The organism is Paenibacillus sp. FSL H8-0537, from assembly GCF_038051995.1.
In the GTDB taxonomy this organism is placed as follows: Bacteria; Bacillota; Bacilli; order Paenibacillales; family Paenibacillaceae; genus Pristimantibacillus.
Window position 1 is genome coordinate 125,001 of sequence record NZ_CP150290.1, and the last position, 16,338, is coordinate 141,338.

General features: G+C 44.0%; 10 protein-coding genes and 2 rRNA genes. 10 read left to right on the forward strand and 2 right to left on the reverse strand.

Going from position 1 to position 16,338, the window contains the following annotated elements; genetic code table 11:
- Window positions 1-267: 267 nt before the first annotated feature.
- A 23S ribosomal RNA gene (locus MHB80_RS00595) occupies window positions 268-3,202 on the forward strand.
- Window positions 3,203-3,274: 72 nt separating this feature from the next.
- Window positions 3,275-3,391: ribosomal RNA gene (gene rrf, locus MHB80_RS00600) — 5S ribosomal RNA — on the forward strand.
- Between the two features lie 480 nt (window positions 3,392-3,871).
- Here rrf and MHB80_RS00605 read toward each other — a convergent pair.
- A complete protein-coding gene (locus tag MHB80_RS00605) occupies window positions 3,872-4,936 on the reverse strand; it encodes a hypothetical protein (RefSeq protein ID WP_341280368.1) in 1,065 nt (354 codons plus the stop codon).
- A 540-nt stretch (window positions 4,937-5,476) separates the two neighbouring features.
- Here MHB80_RS00605 and MHB80_RS00610 point away from each other — a divergent pair.
- From MHB80_RS00610 to serS, 8 genes are all read left to right on the forward strand, one after another.
- The gene (locus MHB80_RS00610; protein WP_341280369.1) at window positions 5,477-5,740 is read left to right on the forward strand and encodes a hypothetical protein; all 264 of its coding nucleotides are present in this window, start codon (window positions 5,477-5,479) and stop codon (window positions 5,738-5,740) included.
- Window positions 5,724-6,314 (forward strand): hypothetical protein, encoded by a 591-nt coding sequence (locus tag MHB80_RS00615; RefSeq protein ID WP_341280370.1) that lies wholly within the window; start codon window positions 5,724-5,726, stop codon window positions 6,312-6,314. Before MHB80_RS00610 ends, MHB80_RS00615 begins: the two co-directional genes overlap by 17 nt.
- A gap of 1,055 nt (window positions 6,315-7,369) precedes the next feature.
- The gene (locus MHB80_RS00620) at window positions 7,370-7,777 is read left to right on the forward strand and encodes a class I SAM-dependent methyltransferase (protein WP_341280371.1); all 408 of its coding nucleotides are present in this window, start codon (window positions 7,370-7,372) and stop codon (window positions 7,775-7,777) included.
- 423 nt (window positions 7,778-8,200) lie between these two features.
- Complete coding sequence (gene guaB / locus MHB80_RS00625) at window positions 8,201-9,658, forward strand: IMP dehydrogenase (protein ID WP_341280372.1); 1,458 nt, start codon at window positions 8,201-8,203, stop codon at window positions 9,656-9,658.
- 364 nt (window positions 9,659-10,022) lie between these two features.
- The gene (locus MHB80_RS00630) at window positions 10,023-11,312 is read left to right on the forward strand and encodes a D-alanyl-D-alanine carboxypeptidase family protein (RefSeq protein WP_341280373.1); all 1,290 of its coding nucleotides are present in this window, start codon (window positions 10,023-10,025) and stop codon (window positions 11,310-11,312) included.
- Between the two features lie 152 nt (window positions 11,313-11,464).
- Window positions 11,465-12,346, forward strand: coding sequence for a pyridoxal 5'-phosphate synthase lyase subunit PdxS (pdxS, locus tag MHB80_RS00635; RefSeq protein WP_046234144.1), 882 nt, complete (start codon window positions 11,465-11,467; stop codon window positions 12,344-12,346).
- A gap of 134 nt (window positions 12,347-12,480) precedes the next feature.
- On the forward strand, window positions 12,481-13,062 hold the full coding sequence (gene pdxT, locus MHB80_RS00640; RefSeq protein WP_341280374.1) for a pyridoxal 5'-phosphate synthase glutaminase subunit PdxT: 582 nt from the start codon (window positions 12,481-12,483) through the stop codon (window positions 13,060-13,062).
- Window positions 13,063-13,083: 21 nt separating this feature from the next.
- The gene (serS, locus tag MHB80_RS00645; RefSeq protein WP_341280375.1) at window positions 13,084-14,367 is read left to right on the forward strand and encodes a serine--tRNA ligase; all 1,284 of its coding nucleotides are present in this window, start codon (window positions 13,084-13,086) and stop codon (window positions 14,365-14,367) included.
- A 985-nt stretch (window positions 14,368-15,352) separates the two neighbouring features.
- Here the strand turns inward: serS and MHB80_RS00650 are convergent.
- A complete protein-coding gene (locus tag MHB80_RS00650; RefSeq protein ID WP_341280376.1) occupies window positions 15,353-15,964 on the reverse strand; it encodes a hypothetical protein in 612 nt (203 codons plus the stop codon).
- Between the last annotated feature and the right edge of the window lie 374 nt (window positions 15,965-16,338).

The following is a 16,338-nucleotide window of genomic DNA, read 5'->3' on the forward strand; positions in this document are numbered from 1 at the left end:
CTTGTCTTTAGAAGGGGTTCAACAACACTTGCACCTTGAAAACTGGATAGCGAAAGCAAAGAACGAAACATCCTTTAGCGAGAAATATCGCAGGAAGGCAAAGTAAGGAACGAACTTCGGTTTGCTCTTGCCCTTTGTTCTAACTGCAAGCGAAAGTATGGTCGAATTAGATGGACTTTTGGAAGTTCTTCTCGAAATCAGACAGGCAACTGTTTGAGGAGAGTAGGAACGGACAACGGCCGGCTAATCGAGCATGCTGTAGCAAATGGTTAAGCTAATAAGAGCGCACGGAGGATGCCTAGGCACTAGGAGCCGAAGAAGGACGTGGCGAACAACGATACTGCCTCGGGGAGCCGTAAGCAGGCTTTGATCCGGGGATTTCCGAATGGGGAAACCCAGCTGTCGTAATGGACAGTTACTTCTGACTGAATACATAGGTCAGAGTGAGGCATACCAGGGGAACTGAAACATCTAAGTACCCTGAGGAAGAGAAAACAAAAGTGATTCCGTCAGTAGCGGCGAGCGAACGCGGATTAGCCCAAACCAAGGAGCTTGCTCCTTGGGGTTGTAGGACGTCTCACATGGAGTTACAAAGGTGTGTGTTAGGCGAAGAGGTCTGGAAAGGCCCGCTATAAGAGGTAAAAGCCCTGTAGCCAAAAGCGCACACTCTCCGAGACGGATCCTGAGTACGGCGGGACACGAGAAACCCCGTCGGAATCCGGCAGGACCATCTGCCAAGGCTAAATACTCCCTAGTGACCGATAGTGAAGCAGTACCGTGAGGGAAAGGTGAAAAGCACCGCGGAAGCGGAGTGAAAAAGAACCTGAAACCGTGCGCTTACAAAAAGTCAGAGCCCTATTCATGGGTGATGGCGTGCCTTTTGTAGAATGAACCGGCGAGTTACGTTCACGTGCAAGGTTAAGTCGGGAAGACGGAGCCGCAGCGAAAGCGAGTCTGAATAGGGCGAATAAGTACGTGGTCGTAGACCCGAAACCGTGTGATCTACCCCTGTCCAGGGTGAAGGTGCGGTAACACGCACTGGAGGCCCGAACCCACGCACGTTGAAAAGTGCGGGGATGAGGTGGGGGTAGCGGAGAAATTCCAATCGAACTCGGAGATAGCTGGTTCTCCCCGAAATAGCTTTAGGGCTAGCCTCGAGGTATGAACGTCGTGGAGGTAGAGCACTGATTGGGTGCGGGGCCCGCCAAGGGTTACCAAGTCTAGTCAAACTCCGAATGCCATAGACGTGCTTCTCGGGAGTCAGACAGTGAGTGCTAAGATCCATTGTCAAGAGGGAAACAGCCCAGATCATCAGCTAAGGTCCCCAAGTGTGTGTTAAGTGGGAAAGGATGTGGAGTTGCAAAGACAACCAGGATGTTGGCTTAGAAGCAGCCACCATTTAAAGAGTGCGTAATAGCTCACTGGTCGAGTGACTCTGCGCCGAAAATGTAACGGGGCTAAACACACCACCGAAGCTATGACATGTACCGTATGGTACTTGGGTAGGGGAGCGTTGAATATAGGTTGAAGGTATACCGTAAGGAGTGCTGGACTGTATTCAAGTGAGAATGCCGGTATGAGTAACGAAAAGACAAGTGAGAATCTTGTCCGCCGAAAGCCTAAGGGTTCCTGAGGAAGGCTCGTCCACTCAGGGTAAGTCGGGACCTAACGCGAGGCCGAAAGGCGTAGTGGAAGGACAACAGGTTCAAATTCCTGTACCACCGTAAACCGTTATGAGCAATGGGATGACGCAGAAGGGCAGTGACGCGGACTGATGGAATAGTCCGTCCAAGCAGTGAGGCTGATGAGTAGGCAAATCCGCTCATCGTGAAGGCTGGGCTGTGATGGGGAGCGAAAATTATAGTAGCGAAGGTCATGCACTCCGGCTGCCGAGAAAAGTCTCTAGCCAGGTGAAGGTGCCCGTACCGCAAACCGACACAGGTAGGCGAGCAGAGCATGCTAAGGCGCGCGGAAGAACTCTCGTTAAGGAACTCGGCAAAATGACCCCGTAACTTCGGGAGAAGGGGTACCTCGGTAGGGTGAATAGCCCGAGGGGGTCGCAGTGAAAAGGCCCAAGCGACTGTTTAGCAAAAACACAGGTCTGTGCGAAGCCGTAAGGCGAAGTATACGGGCTGACGCCTGCCCGGTGCTGGAAGGTTAAGGGGAGCGGTTAGGAGCAATCCGAAGCTGTGAACCGAAGCCCCAGTAAACGGCGGCCGTAACTATAACGGTCCTAAGGTAGCGAAATTCCTTGTCAGGTAAATTCTGACCCGCACGAATGGCGTAACGACTTGGGCGCTGTCTCAACGAGAGATCCGGTGAAATTTTAATACCTGTGAAGATGCAGGTTACCCGCGACAAGACGGAAAGACCCCATGGAGCTTTACTGTAACTTGATATTGAACTTTGGTACGATCTGTACAGGATAGGTGGGAGCCATTGAAGCATGAGCGCCAGCTTGTGTGAAGGCGACGTTGGGATACCACCCTGATCGTATCGGAGTTCTAACCTAGGACCATGAAACTGGTTCGGGGACCGTGTCAGGTGGACAGTTTGACTGGGGCGGTCGCCTCCTAAAATGTAACGGAGGCGCCCAAAGGTTCCCTCAGAATGGTTGGAAATCATTCGGAGAGTGCAAAGGCATAAGGGAGCTTGACTGCGAGACCTACAAGTCGAGCAGGGACGAAAGTCGGGCTTAGTGATCCGGTGGTACCGAATGGAAGGGCCATCGCTCAACGGATAAAAGCTACCCTGGGGATAACAGGCTTATCTCCCCCAAGAGTCCACATCGACGGGGAGGTTTGGCACCTCGATGTCGGCTCATCGCATCCTGGGGCTGAAGTAGGTCCCAAGGGTTGGGCTGTTCGCCCATTAAAGCGGTACGCGAGCTGGGTTCAGAACGTCGTGAGACAGTTCGGTCCCTATCTGTCGCGGGCGCAGGAAATTTGAGAGGAGCTGTCCTTAGTACGAGAGGACCGGGATGGACGTACCGCTGGTGTACCAGTTGTTCCGCCAGGAGCACCGCTGGGTAGCCAAGTACGGACGGGATAAGCGCTGAAAGCATCTAAGCGCGAAGCCCCCCTCAAGATGAGATTTCCCAATTTAGTAAGACCCCTTGAAGACGACGAGGTTGATAGGTTCGGGGTGGAAGCGCAGCAATGCGTGCAGCTGACGAATACTAATCGGTCGAGGGCTTATCCTAACAACACGCTAAAGTTTCAGACTTTGTCTTTCGCATCCAGTTTTGAGGGTAGCAATACCCGTACGCAATCCGTTTGGTGGCGATGGCGGAGGGGAACCACGCGTTCCCATCCCGAACACGACCGTTAAGCCCTCCAGCGCCGATGGTACTTGGACCGCAGGGTCCTGGGAGAGTAGGACGTCGCCAAGCACGAGAAGCCTGTCGCAGTTTGCGGCAGGTTTTTTGTTTCGTTTTTTAACAAAACCTTATGAATTTGAGGTTTAATATACATAAAAAGAAGCTGATCCTCGGTCATCGATGGAGGACAGCTTCTTTGTCATAATTAATGAAAATGTATTTGGAGTAAGGAGCTGGTAGCCTGTAAATCGAGTATAAGACATTCTAGCGCCTGTTGAGCTCAGTAATGAGTAACTTTTCAAATCCGAGCTCGATTATCAATGCTTCTAGTCATAGATGAGGCATGCACCTCAGATGAAAGATAACTCACGCTCTCCATGTGAAGATAAGCACCCAGCCGACTAATTACCGAAGAACAGCATGTATCCAGCCACAGCTGAAGAGGAAACAATAATGCCGTATGAATACTGAAAGATGTGCTTTGAGCCATCTTTTTAGCATCTGCTTCATATACGTAAGCTGCTGGCTGGCCATTCGAGATATGCTAATGTATTACAAATAGTTGTCGGGGATCAGATTCTCAGGCGCCGCTTTCCACCTATTCTCCAAAACTATAATTAAATCATCTAAAGTAGCAGCTTCAACTTCTTTCATTTCACAAATTTTTTCAATTATCGATTTAATAAGAGAAGGATTTTCTCTTACATTATATTTTAACACCAGGTTTCTCATATTTAAAATGAGAGACTCCAAGTAGGAGAATTTTTCAATAAATGCCGATCCATCCTCTAAGTAATTATGCTCCTCCATATATTTAATTCTCTTTGCCATGACACTCTTATGTTCCCACAAGGTATGAAATAGCCTAGCATCAATTTTTCCATTAGATCCGTCTATGTCTGCTTCTAAATATTTAACCAATTCATCGTAAATACAGATTCCAAATATCCAACTTGCAGGTGGAGTGATTGAACGATAATGTAATGAAGTATTATCACTATTTCTAAGTTCTTTTAAAGATTGAATAACTAACTTAATATCAAAACTATATTTATATTCTTTATTATGCTGCAGCAAATAGATATATCCTCTGTTATTGATAGTTTTATCAAGCATAGTGAATGCAGTTTGAAATTCACTGAAATCCACCTCGTATTCCCCATAATTCATATCTTTGTCATATCCTGATACATACAGTTTTTCTGAGTCCTTATCATATCCTGAAATCATCATTTCATGAGGCAGTGTTTCAAATTGATATGCTTTTTTATGAGATACATAATATTCATCTACATGCAGATAAACATACTCGTTTTTATCAATTGCATCTAAAATAAAGCCTATCGTCCCGTCATTGTACTTTTCAGTATAACTATAATGTATCTTTTGATAGTTAATTAGTGGACATCCTGTAAAGAACTCATACCAGGGCAAATGAGAATTATAGAAAGAGAAAAATTTACCTTGAGGGAAGTTTCCGGCGCATACCAACTGTATGTAGTTACTATAGAACCAATCATCCGACTTATTATCTTGCAATACTACTGAAAGAGGGTACGCGTTACATAAATACCCGTGTACTACAGGTTTTATTATGGGAAGCCTTTTCTCATTCATAATTTCACTCTCCAGAGTGTATTTGAAAACAACTTGATTATACACAAAATTCAATGATTATACAAATATTTAATTCCTTGGTTGTTTCATATTTCTAAAAAGTTGAAAACGGTATGGTATTTTTGTGTTTACATCAATGTGTATTATAGGTGAAATCCATTCTTGAGTGTTGAAATTATTTGGGAGGTTATTATTATATACTCTTATTTTATTTTTATTTATCGTAAAATTTGAATTAATTTTTTTGTCTTTAAAATTTTAGAGGTAATAATTTTTGTTTATAATTAATATTTCGGGAAAATAGATTTGGATTAATATATAATATATATTTTTAATGGTGTATGTTGGTTTACAAACTAAAATGGTTTCCAAACGAAATGGATTTTAAATTAAATAAAAATATGATTATTTATTTTAATTTATAGTATTTTAATTGAAATAATATAATTATAAGGAAGGGTGCTATGTTCAATAACCATGTATTAAGTCTGGTTGGCGATACGCTTTTGGTCCAATTAACGCCTTGATGAAGTGGTGGTTGTGAATGAATATGATACCGTTATGCATTGCCGCGAGTTACTTAATAATCAGTACATCTTTGCTGGTGGTTCTTCCGGATCGGTTATGGTAGCGATTACATCTTGCTTTGCTGACCAAACATTTTCTATACCTCCTGCTGTAGTGGACATATTTTGTGATCGAGTCGATCGTTATGTGACAACCATATATGACGATCGTTGGGTCGAAGAAGTGTTTGAACAACATATTTCAAGTGGCGGTGATAAGCATGCATTATCTAGATAAAACGGACATTGATGAAATGGAAATTAAGCTGGAGGGGCTGCAAAAAAACTTTGAAAGCGAAATGCCCGCCGAACCACATATCCTTCGTCCTGAAGCTTTGAGAGGACATGTATCAAAAATAGACCCTGCCACAGCATTATCTGCATCTGTGGCAATGAGAGAAAGGCTTCCGCAAATAGACAATGAGCGCGTAGACATTATATTAGGCGCAAGGGTTGGCAATCATCTTCTGGCCCGGCAATATGGTTATCGAATTCGCCGCCAAGCTAGCTCACCGGTTCTTTTTTCGACCTCTGGCTTCAGCATCTGTGCCGGGCTTGCTGCATATTCGGCTAAAATAAATGGTCCATCACTAGTCATAGCGGGGAAGCAAAGCAATTGGGCAGATTGCCTCATAGTGGCTAGCAACTACATTGCACGTGGTGATTTTTCAGGTGCATCGATTATTGGGTCTTTCGGTGAAAAGCTATATCCCGGTAACGAGCTGCCATTGATTTTGGAATGGTGCAGATCGCGATTGTGGGGCATAGAGACACCCCGTAAATTAGTAATTAAAAAGGATTTAATTGTCTAAAAATAATAAGTTCAGGAGGTTTACAGTGAATAAAACAGCTAACTAAATTCCAGAAAACGGCTATTTTTATGATCCTTATCATTGTACAATGAATGCAGTTGGATTATACTTACTCATGCATAACATTAGTATTGATGCGATTTACAGCCATAATTTCAATTTCAGCTGCAGTTTTGATAACAAGACCATTTCCGGATTTATGTCTGATAAAAGTTTATGTGATTTTGTAAAAGATTATTATTTTATAGAATTAAAGGAAAACGGTGTGGGTGGTATTCCAACTAACTAACAAAAAAACTATCGTGTTCCCATTAAAGGGGAAGGCTTTGCAGGCCTAATCAAAAAATATTTGAAGCCTGAATACAAAACGTTATGTGCTGTTAACCAAATATCGTTGAACGTTGATGAAGGCGAAATCATTGGTTACTTGGGTCCGGATGGGGCAGGGAAATCAACTACTTTAAAGATGCTAACCAGCATTTTGCATCCTTCGAGCGGAGAGATATTGGTCGATGGCATGAGACCCTATTTGAACCAGAAGAAATATGGGTCGCTTATAGGAGTTGTTTTCGGACAGAAAAGTCAATTGTGGTAGGATCTACCGGCTAAGGACTCTTTAGAATTATACCGTGATATTTACAAGGTCTCTCTCCAGCAGTACAAGGAAAATATTGATATGTTTAATTCTATCCTCTCGCTGTATGAATTTTGGGAAAGACCCGTTCGGAAATTAAGCTTGGGACAACGCATGATATAACGGACATTGAACGTGTGTGAGCGAATCGTTATTGTGAATAAATGCTAAGCAAGGCGTATGTGTCTCCCTCAAAGGAGAAGGCGGATGAAGAAATATATAACGGTATTTCGCAAAACGCTCGCATTGAAGTTTACTTATAATTCGAACATTTTTTTCCTTATATTTTCGTTTCTTAATTATCCAGTCGTCATCATAACTAAGCATAGCATTAGTCCCATCATGTTTGCTTTAACGATGTTGATAGGTCCTATTCTTTTAGTCAGCCCTATTTTTGCTTTTCACTGGAGTCTTAAAAGATATGACAGCTCAGGCAACTAACCTGAAAAATATGCTTAAGCGTGCAGGAGATTACATAAGGAGGCTACACAATGGATCAGTCAATTCGCGTATTTTGGATCTGGGTGCTGGAACGGGGCTGTTTGCGGCTTTCGTTCGGCAGAAATATCCACAAGCAGAGTTCACCTTAATTGATCTGAGCGAAGAGATGATGAAGGTTGCGCGTTTGAGGTTTGAAGGCAGCGAGCAAGTGGAATACATTTCGGCGGACTATACCAATTATAATTTTGAGCATAAGTATGACATCGTTATTTCTTCATTATCTATTCACCATTTGACGCATGAGGCTAAGCAAGGATTGTTTCATAAAGTTCGCTTGGTTGAAAAACAGCGGCTTTGCAGTTGCGGATTGCGTCTACAAAAATCATGAATTTGCCGTGTTTGCTTCCTTTAAAAAGGAAGAACGTAAAACCGAAATATAGCTTGATTTCGATTTAACCGAAAAACTTTACTATTATATTAAAGCCATATCCAGCGAGAACGACGATTGGCGTTGCAGCGCTGCTGCTGGGCGCTAAAGTGGAAATCGAAATGGTTGCCTGCAAACGCTAGTACTAAAATGTCCAAAGGGATCAGGTTTGTAACCATTATCATTACAAATAATTAGTTCCTTCAAAATACGAAGTCACTGCATGTAAGCGTAATGCTTCTATTTAGTGAGAAAATTCAGACAAAAGGCTTATTGCAAAACGTGAATTGCCCGCCCTGTGACAGCCTTGACAGCCCATGACCCCTCTGCTAATATTGCAATAATATACGTGAAGACGGCTCAATTTAAGGGAGGAACATATTCGTGTGGGAATCAAAATTTGCCAAGGAAGGCCTAACATTTGATGATGTGCTGCTCGTTCCAAGGAAATCAGAAGTACTGCCAAGAGAATCGGATATTTCGACAAAACTTTCTGCTAACATCAAGCTGAATATTCCTTTGATCAGCGCAGGGATGGACACGGTTACGGAAGCAGCTCTTGCTATAGCAATAGCGCGTGAGGGCGGAATCGGCATTATTCACAAGAATATGTCCATTGCACAACAAGCGGAAGAAGTAGATCGCGTGAAACGCTCGGAAAGCGGCGTTATTACGAATCCATTCTCGCTTACAGCAGATCACCATGTGTATGATGCGGAAGAGTTAATGGGTAAATATCGCATTTCGGGCGTACCGATTGTAGATGCTGACAAGAAGCTTGTTGGTATACTGACGAATCGTGACCTACGTTTTATACATGATTATTCCATTAAAATCCATGAAGTCATGACACGTGACAATGTAGTAACGGCTCCAGTCGGCACGACGCTTACTGAGGCTGAAGTATTGCTGCAAAAGCACAAAATTGAGAAATTGCCATTGGTGGACGATTCGAATACGCTCAAAGGCTTGATTACAATCAAGGACATTGAGAAGGCGATTCAATTCCCTAATGCTGCAAAAGATACCCATGGCCGCTTGCTTTGCGGAGCAGCTGTTGGTATTTCCAAAGATACAATGGATCGTACGGAAGCACTTGTACAAGCAGGCATCGATATTCTCGTTGTAGACTCTGCCCACGGCCATCATATCAATATCATTGAGGCAGTTCGCAAAATCCGCAAGCAATACCCGGAATTGACGATTATTGCAGGGAATGTGGCTACAGGCGAAGCAACACGTGATTTGATTGAAGCAGGCGCATCTGTCGTTAAAGTCGGTATTGGTCCAGGCTCGATCTGTACAACCCGTGTAATCGCTGGTATCGGCGTACCACAGATTACAGCCATTTATGACTGTGCTTCCGTTGCTCGTGAATACAATGTTCCGGTTATCGCTGATGGCGGTATCAAATATTCCGGCGATATTACGAAAGCAATTGCAGCAGGCGCAAGCGCAATTATGATCGGCAGCTTGTTTGCAGGCACAACTGAAAGCCCTGGCGAAACAGAGATTTTCCAAGGCAGAAGCTTTAAAGTTTATCGCGGTATGGGTTCCCTTGGCGCAATGAAAGAAGGCAGCAAGGACCGTTACTTCCAAGAGAATGAGAACAAGCTGGTTCCAGAAGGCATTGAAGGCCGCGTGCCATTCAAAGGTCCTTTGTCCGATACGGTTCATCAACTGCTTGGCGGCTTGCGTTCCGGTATGGGCTATTGCGGAACTTCAAACCTGGAGCAGCTGAAAAACGATACTCACTTTATCCGCATTTCGGGTGCAGGACTTCGTGAAAGCCATCCACATGATGTGCAAATTACGAAGGAAGCTCCAAACTACTCGCTTTAATAACCCGACTAACGGGACAGAGACAGACCACAAGAAAGCGAAATTCGCTTTTATCGGGGTCTGTCTTTTTTTCAAATATAGGCATGTGTAGGTTTCATAAGTATCCTTCGCCTTCAAAACGGCAGCCTTGCCGCCAGAGGACGGCAACAGTCGTTAGCGCTTGAATAACAGGCGTTAATATTTTCCCTATTATTAATGGTAATTATTGCTCTATTGTAGTTTCAAGGGGGCTAAGCGGCTCAAAAGGGCTTCCTGCAAGGGCTCAGCTTGAGAAAGGGGCTAAGCGCAGTAGAGGTTTAATTCCCCTGCTTGCATGTGATACAATTAACAACGACAAACTTTTGGATGAAAAGGGGAGAAGACGTTGAAGGCAAAGGTAAAGCCGATTAGACTGACATCGGTTGTCGCCGCTTTTATGGCGATGTGGTTGGTCATTCTGTCATTAGGGTCTGGTGCAGCAGCGGCTGCGGGTAAGGAAGATTGGGTCGAGAACTCTTTAGGCATGGAATTATCTTCAGCCATTCTAATAGATGCAGATTCGGGACAAGTCATCTATGAAGTCAATGCGGATACGCCGCGTCCTCCTGCCAGCATGACGAAGCTCATGACGGAATATATCGTGCTTGAGGAAATTACGAATAAAAGATTAACCTGGGATCAGGTCGTTACCGTTAGTGAAGAAGCGGCGAATACCCCTGCGGATGGCTCGCAAATTTATTTGGCACAAGGCGACCAGCACTCGGTTAAGGACTTATATATTGCTATGGCAGTAGGCTCGGCGAATGATGCAACGATTGCTCTTGCTTCGCAAATTAGCGGGAGTGAGCAGGGCTTTGTTGCCAAGATGAATGAAACGGCGAAAGAGCTGGGACTGACGACGGCTCATTTTACAAGTGCGACGGGGCTGCTTGATACAACGATTATTTCGGCTCGCGATATGGCGAAGCTGGCACAGACGATATTGAAAAAACATCCGGATTTCCTGGACTATTCGAAAATTCAGGAGTACAAGTTCCGTGAGCGCGATACAGCGACCATGAAGAACTATAACTGGATGCTTGAAACGAACAAAGGCAACACCTATTTGCGTGCGTATGCCTATCAGGGCGTGGACGGCATGAAAACCGGCTATATTTCGGCAGCTGGTTATACGTTTACGGGTACAGTTAAGCGAGGCGATACGCGTTATATAAGCGTCGTAATGAATACAAAGTCAAAAGAAGCCCGTTTCTTTGAAACCGCGAAGATGTACGACTATGCATTCAACAACTTTGAGAAGAAATCCGTGCTTCCTGCAAAATCTGTAGTAGAAACGCTGGAATCGGTTAAAATTAAGAAGGGTGTCGAAAAGACCGTCCCAGCTGTTACCGAGTCCGACATCACTTTTACGGTCAAAAAGGGTGCTGAACCTAAGATTGAGCTGAAGGAAAGCAACATTTTGAAAGAGGAAGATCTGGTTGCTCCCATTACAGCTGGTCAGAAGCTAGGAACGGTCACTTACGAGTACACGGATGCCGAAGGAAACAAAGTGGACAGAACGGTTAATTTGATTGCCTCGGAGGATGTGGAAAAAGGCGGCTGGCTGCGTCTGATGTTCCGCGCTATCGGCCAATTTTTCGTCGGACTGTTCAATGATATTGTGAATCTGTTTTAATGACATAAATACAGGGAAAACAATAGTTGTCGATTAAGGAGCGTTCCTGTAAAATTAGTGCCTAGAGCAAGTATCGATATTATATTGGGAGCTAAGCGTAAACCTTTCAGAATGAAGGTCGCTGTGTAAAACCTTGAGGAGGATTTTTTAGAATGGAAACAGGAACTTCGCGTGTAAAACGTGGTATGGCTGAAATGCAAAAAGGCGGCGTCATCATGGACGTTATGAACGCTGAGCAAGCAAAAGTAGCAGAGGCGGCAGGTGCAACAGCAGTTATGGCGCTGGAGCGCGTTCCTTCCGATATCCGTGCAGCAGGCGGCGTTGCCCGTATGGCTGACCCAACCATCGTAGAAGAGGTTATGAAAGTCGTATCGATTCCAGTTATGGCGAAAGCGCGTATTGGCCACTATGTAGAGGCGAAAGTGCTTGAATCGATGGGCGTTGACTATATTGACGAGAGCGAAGTTTTGACTCCGGCAGACGAAGTGTTCCACATTAGCAAAAATGAATTTACGATTCCTTTCGTATGTGGCGCTAAAGACCTTGGCGAAGCACTTCGCCGTATTCAAGAAGGAGCAGCAATGCTTCGTACAAAAGGTGAGCCGGGAACAGGTAACATTGTTGAGGCTGTTCGCCACCTTCGTCTGATCAATGGTCAAATCCGTAAAATTCAAGGTTTGTCGAAGGACGAGCTGTATAATGAAGCGAAGGTTCTGGGCGTTGCTTATGACCTGCTTCTGGGCGTGCACGAGAGCGGCAAGCTGCCAGTCGTTAACTTTGCAGCAGGCGGCGTAGCAACACCTTCTGACGCAGCACTGATGATGCACCTGGGCGCTGACGGCGTGTTCGTAGGATCGGGTATTTTTAAATCCGACAGCCCGGAGAAATTTGCTCGTGCTATCGTAGAAGCTACAACTCATTACCAAGACTACAAATTGATCGCAGAAGTATCGAAAAACTTGGGAGCGCCAATGAAGGGCATCGAAATTTCCAAGTTGGACGCTTCGCAGCGTATGCAGGATCGCGGAATTTAAGCAACAAGCTTGGATAAGGTGAAACGGCCGAAAGCCGTCTTTTGGCGGCGCGGCGCGTTTCAGTCCGAGAAATATAAGCCCATTTATAAGGGGAAACTTATAAATTCTTATATTTTAAGAAAGGCGTGTAGGCGATGAAAATTGGTGTACTTGCGCTTCAAGGCGCAGTTGCAGAGCATATACGCAGTTTGGAGGCGGCGGGCGCGGAAGCGGTCGCCGTTAAACAGACCTCGCAGCTTGATGAGCTGCAGGGTCTTGTTATTCCAGGCGGCGAAAGCACGACAATAGGCAAGCTGATCCGCCAATACGGCTTCTTAGAAGCGATTCAAGCTTTTTCTGAGCAATCCAAGCCGATTTTTGGCACTTGCGCGGGAATGATTTTACTTGCTGAACGTATTGAAGGACAAGAGGATGCGCATCTGAAGCTTATGGATATGACGGTGGAGCGCAATGCTTTTGGAAGACAGCGGGAGAGCTTCGAAACCGATCTCGACATTAAAGGCATTGCTGAACAGGTTCGCGCGGTATTCATTCGTGCTCCTTTGATCAAAGAAGTTGGATCGCAGGTTGATGTGCTTTCGGAATACAAAGGCGAAATTGTGGCGGCTCGGCAGGGACATTTGCTAGCAGCATCCTTTCATCCTGAGTTGACTGATGATTACCGTTTGCATGCCTATTTTGTCGATATGATTAAACAATTGGCAGTGAGCCGGTAGCAGAGAGGAGTCCACCCAAGCGTGATAGATATAAAATGGCTGCGTAATGAATACGCAAAAGTAGAGCAAGGGCTGACAAATCGCGGTAAATCGCTTGATTTAATCGCAGATTTCCCTGTTCTAGATACAAAGCGCCGTGACCTGTTGCAGGAAACGGATCAGCTGAAAAATCGCCGCAACACCGTATCGCAGGAAGTGGCGAAGCTGAAGAAGACAGGCGGCGATGCCGATGCGCTGATTATCGAAATGCGTGAAGTGGGCGATCGGATTAAGCAATTGGACGAGGAAGTTCGCGCTGTAGAGGTGCAAGTCGACGAGCTTATGCTTTCGATTCCCAATGTGCCGCATGAAAGCGTGCCAATTGGGGCTTCCGAGGATGATAATGTAGAGCTTCGCCGGATTGGCGAGCAGCCAACATTTGATTTCGAGCCGAGAGCCCATTGGGATCTTGCACAAGAGCTTGGCATTCTTGATTTCGAGCGTGCAGCTAAGGTGACGGGCTCTCGCTTTACGTTTTATCGTGGTTTAGGTGCGCGTCTAGAGCGTGCGCTGATTAACTTTATGATGGATCTACATAGTGATAAGCACGGTTATGAGGAAGTACTGCCGCCTTATTTGGTCAACCGCAACAGCTTGATTGGAACAGGACAGCTTCCGAAATTCGAAGAGGATTTGTTCAAAATTTCCGACTCGGATTATTACCTGATTCCAACGGCCGAGGTTCCGGTTACTAATCTTCATCGTGAAGAGATTTTGTCGATTGAAGAGCTGCCGAAGCATTTTGTAGCCTATAGCTCTTGCTTCCGCTCAGAGGCGGGTGCAGCAGGCCGAGATACACGCGGCTTGATTCGTCAGCATCAATTCAACAAAGTCGAGCTGATCAAGCTTGCGAAGCCGGAAGAGTCCTACGATGAGCTGGAGAAGATGACGGCGAATGCGGAGAAGGTGCTGGAGCTGCTGGGCTTGTCGTATCGCGTCCTCGCTTTGTGCACAGGCGATATGGGCTTCACCGCTGCGAAAACCTATGACCTTGAAGTATGGCTGCCTAGTGCAGGCACATACCGTGAAATCTCCTCGTGCTCAAACGTAGAGGACTTTCAGGCGCGCCGTGCAGGCATTCGCTTCCGCAGAGACGTGAAGAGCAAGCCGGAATTCGTGCATACGCTTAACGGCTCAGGTCTTGCGGTAGGACGTACCGTTGCGGCTATTCTTGAAAATTACCAACAGGCGGACGGATCCATTGTCGTTCCTGAAGTATTGCGTGCCTACATGGGCGGAATCAGCGTAATTGGACCTAAAGCTTAAAATTCTTTTAATTTATGAATGTCTAAGATTCGCGCTTATAATGTGCTTAACTTTCAATATTGAACGGCAGATTTGTCGATATAGAACGGTCTTAGTCGTTTCTAAGGTAATAGATGGTGCGCACTTACGGAAGCCTGCGCCGCGAGCATAACAGTTAATATGTGACTTGTGTGCCGCCCAGTGTATTGTAAATGCTTCTCACCTACCACTGTGTTTTTTTAAACCGCCAGACATCTTCTGGCGGTTTTTGCATTTTTTCAAGGCTCATTCGCTAAAGTTGTTGTCAAGGGAGCCGCGTAATCATTCAATAGCTGCATACAACTTTTCGATCATGACCTTTAGTTTTAACCATATACCACATGAATTCTAAATTTTCATATGCTGGATTGAATTGCTTCCATGCTAGTATGAAGGGATATTGTATGTTATAATTGATAAAAGGAAAAATTATAAAATAGGAGTGAAATATTTGGGAGTTTTATATAGTAAAAAAATTCAAATTTTAATAACTATTATATATCCCATTATAGTTTTTTATGTACTAAGTATAAATCGAACACTTGAGTCATGGGTTATTCCTGCGTTTGTTACCCTTTTATTTTGCTTGTTATGGAGTAATATCAGGTATTTAATCTACTCTACCCTTCTAATGTGGAGCATATCAGTACCTATGTGGTTGTTACTGATAGAGCGTTTAAGAGAAGATCAAGGATACGCTATTTTCACCTCATCATTGCCATTCATCATACCTTTATTTATACTATTTGTTTTAATACCTGAAGTTTTAATTATTATACTCAAGAATTTTATTTTGAAGAAGTTTTTTAAATATAAAATATAATTTAAATAATAAAGCGAAGGTTTTCTAAGAGAAATAATAAAAGAGGTTTTCAGATTGAAATCCGAGAACCTCTTTTATTATTTCTTTTGTTTAATCTGCTCTCATTTAAAGACCACAATTTTTCCTACACATAGAAACAAATATTTATGGAGTTATGAATGATCCAGCGTATGTCAAATCAGAACTGTCAATAATTTGAGCAGGTGTTACATAAGCTTCTTTACTAGGTGTATAATAACCAATAATATAATCTGTATTGCTATTTCCATAATAAAATGCTTGCCAAATAAATTTTGAGCAGTAGTTAGGATTAATTGTTCCCAGCTTGAAGTCATTCCAGCTGAATATTGGAATACTATAATTCGTTACTTTATTATAGTTATCCTTTGCCCATGCTGCTGCCTTACTACCATGCGCAGCTCTGTACACTTTAATTGTTTCTCCTTTGCCATGTCTACCAAAGTAGTTATACAGAGCATCGGCCTTCCCTCCCGATCCTGCTCCATCATCTGCAGGATTTACATGGTACACCCTCAAATCTGAAGCAACGATTGCTATGTGTCCAACTATTTGTGTAGATGTTCCGAATGTTTTTGAAGAATAAAGTACATCACCTGTTTTAATAATAACATTAGATCCTGGGTAATACTCTGGTAACACAGCCTTTAGAGTAATTTGATTGGCACTCGCGACAGATGGAACTATGAATAATAGAAAAATTGCTAATGACATAGCTAAATTTAGGTATTTTCTCATATCAAACCACCATTTCTATTTTTTTACTTTCCTGATTATGATATAGCAATATCAGTTAGAAGTAAATAAGTAACTTGGGAAAATTGATTATAGCAGATTACAGTTCAGCCTACGGTAAGCCTTCGCCGAATATAGTATTTGAACTAATGCTGGTGTAACGCTTAATGTGCTAACTAGAGAACCTATATGCATGTTCGAGTGCTGAAAACAAACTGCAAAAGCTGTAATAGGTCTATCCACATAAAGTGGACTTTCCGCAATTTCATTTCATCTTGCAATTTGATGCACTTCTTATGAAAACATTCTTTACCTAAGATTAAGTCGTTTCTGAGAATCCTTTTTTCGCCACTGCTTCGTTCCTTTGTTTGACGTAC

Coding starts and splice junctions, on each gene's coding strand:
- MHB80_RS00605 (WP_341280368.1), bottom strand. CDS start 4,936: ATGAATGAGAAAAGGCTTCCCATAATAAAACCTGTAGTACACGGGTAT.
- MHB80_RS00615 (WP_341280370.1), top strand. CDS start 5,724: ATGCATTATCTAGATAAAACGGACATTGATGAAATGGAAATTAAGCTG.
- MHB80_RS00620 (WP_341280371.1), top strand. CDS start 7,370: ATGACAGCTCAGGCAACTAACCTGAAAAATATGCTTAAGCGTGCAGGA.
- pdxS (WP_046234144.1), top strand. CDS start 11,465: ATGGAAACAGGAACTTCGCGTGTAAAACGTGGTATGGCTGAAATGCAA.
- pdxT (WP_341280374.1), top strand. CDS start 12,481: ATGAAAATTGGTGTACTTGCGCTTCAAGGCGCAGTTGCAGAGCATATA.
- MHB80_RS00650 (WP_341280376.1), bottom strand. CDS start 15,964: ATGAGAAAATACCTAAATTTAGCTATGTCATTAGCAATTTTTCTATTA.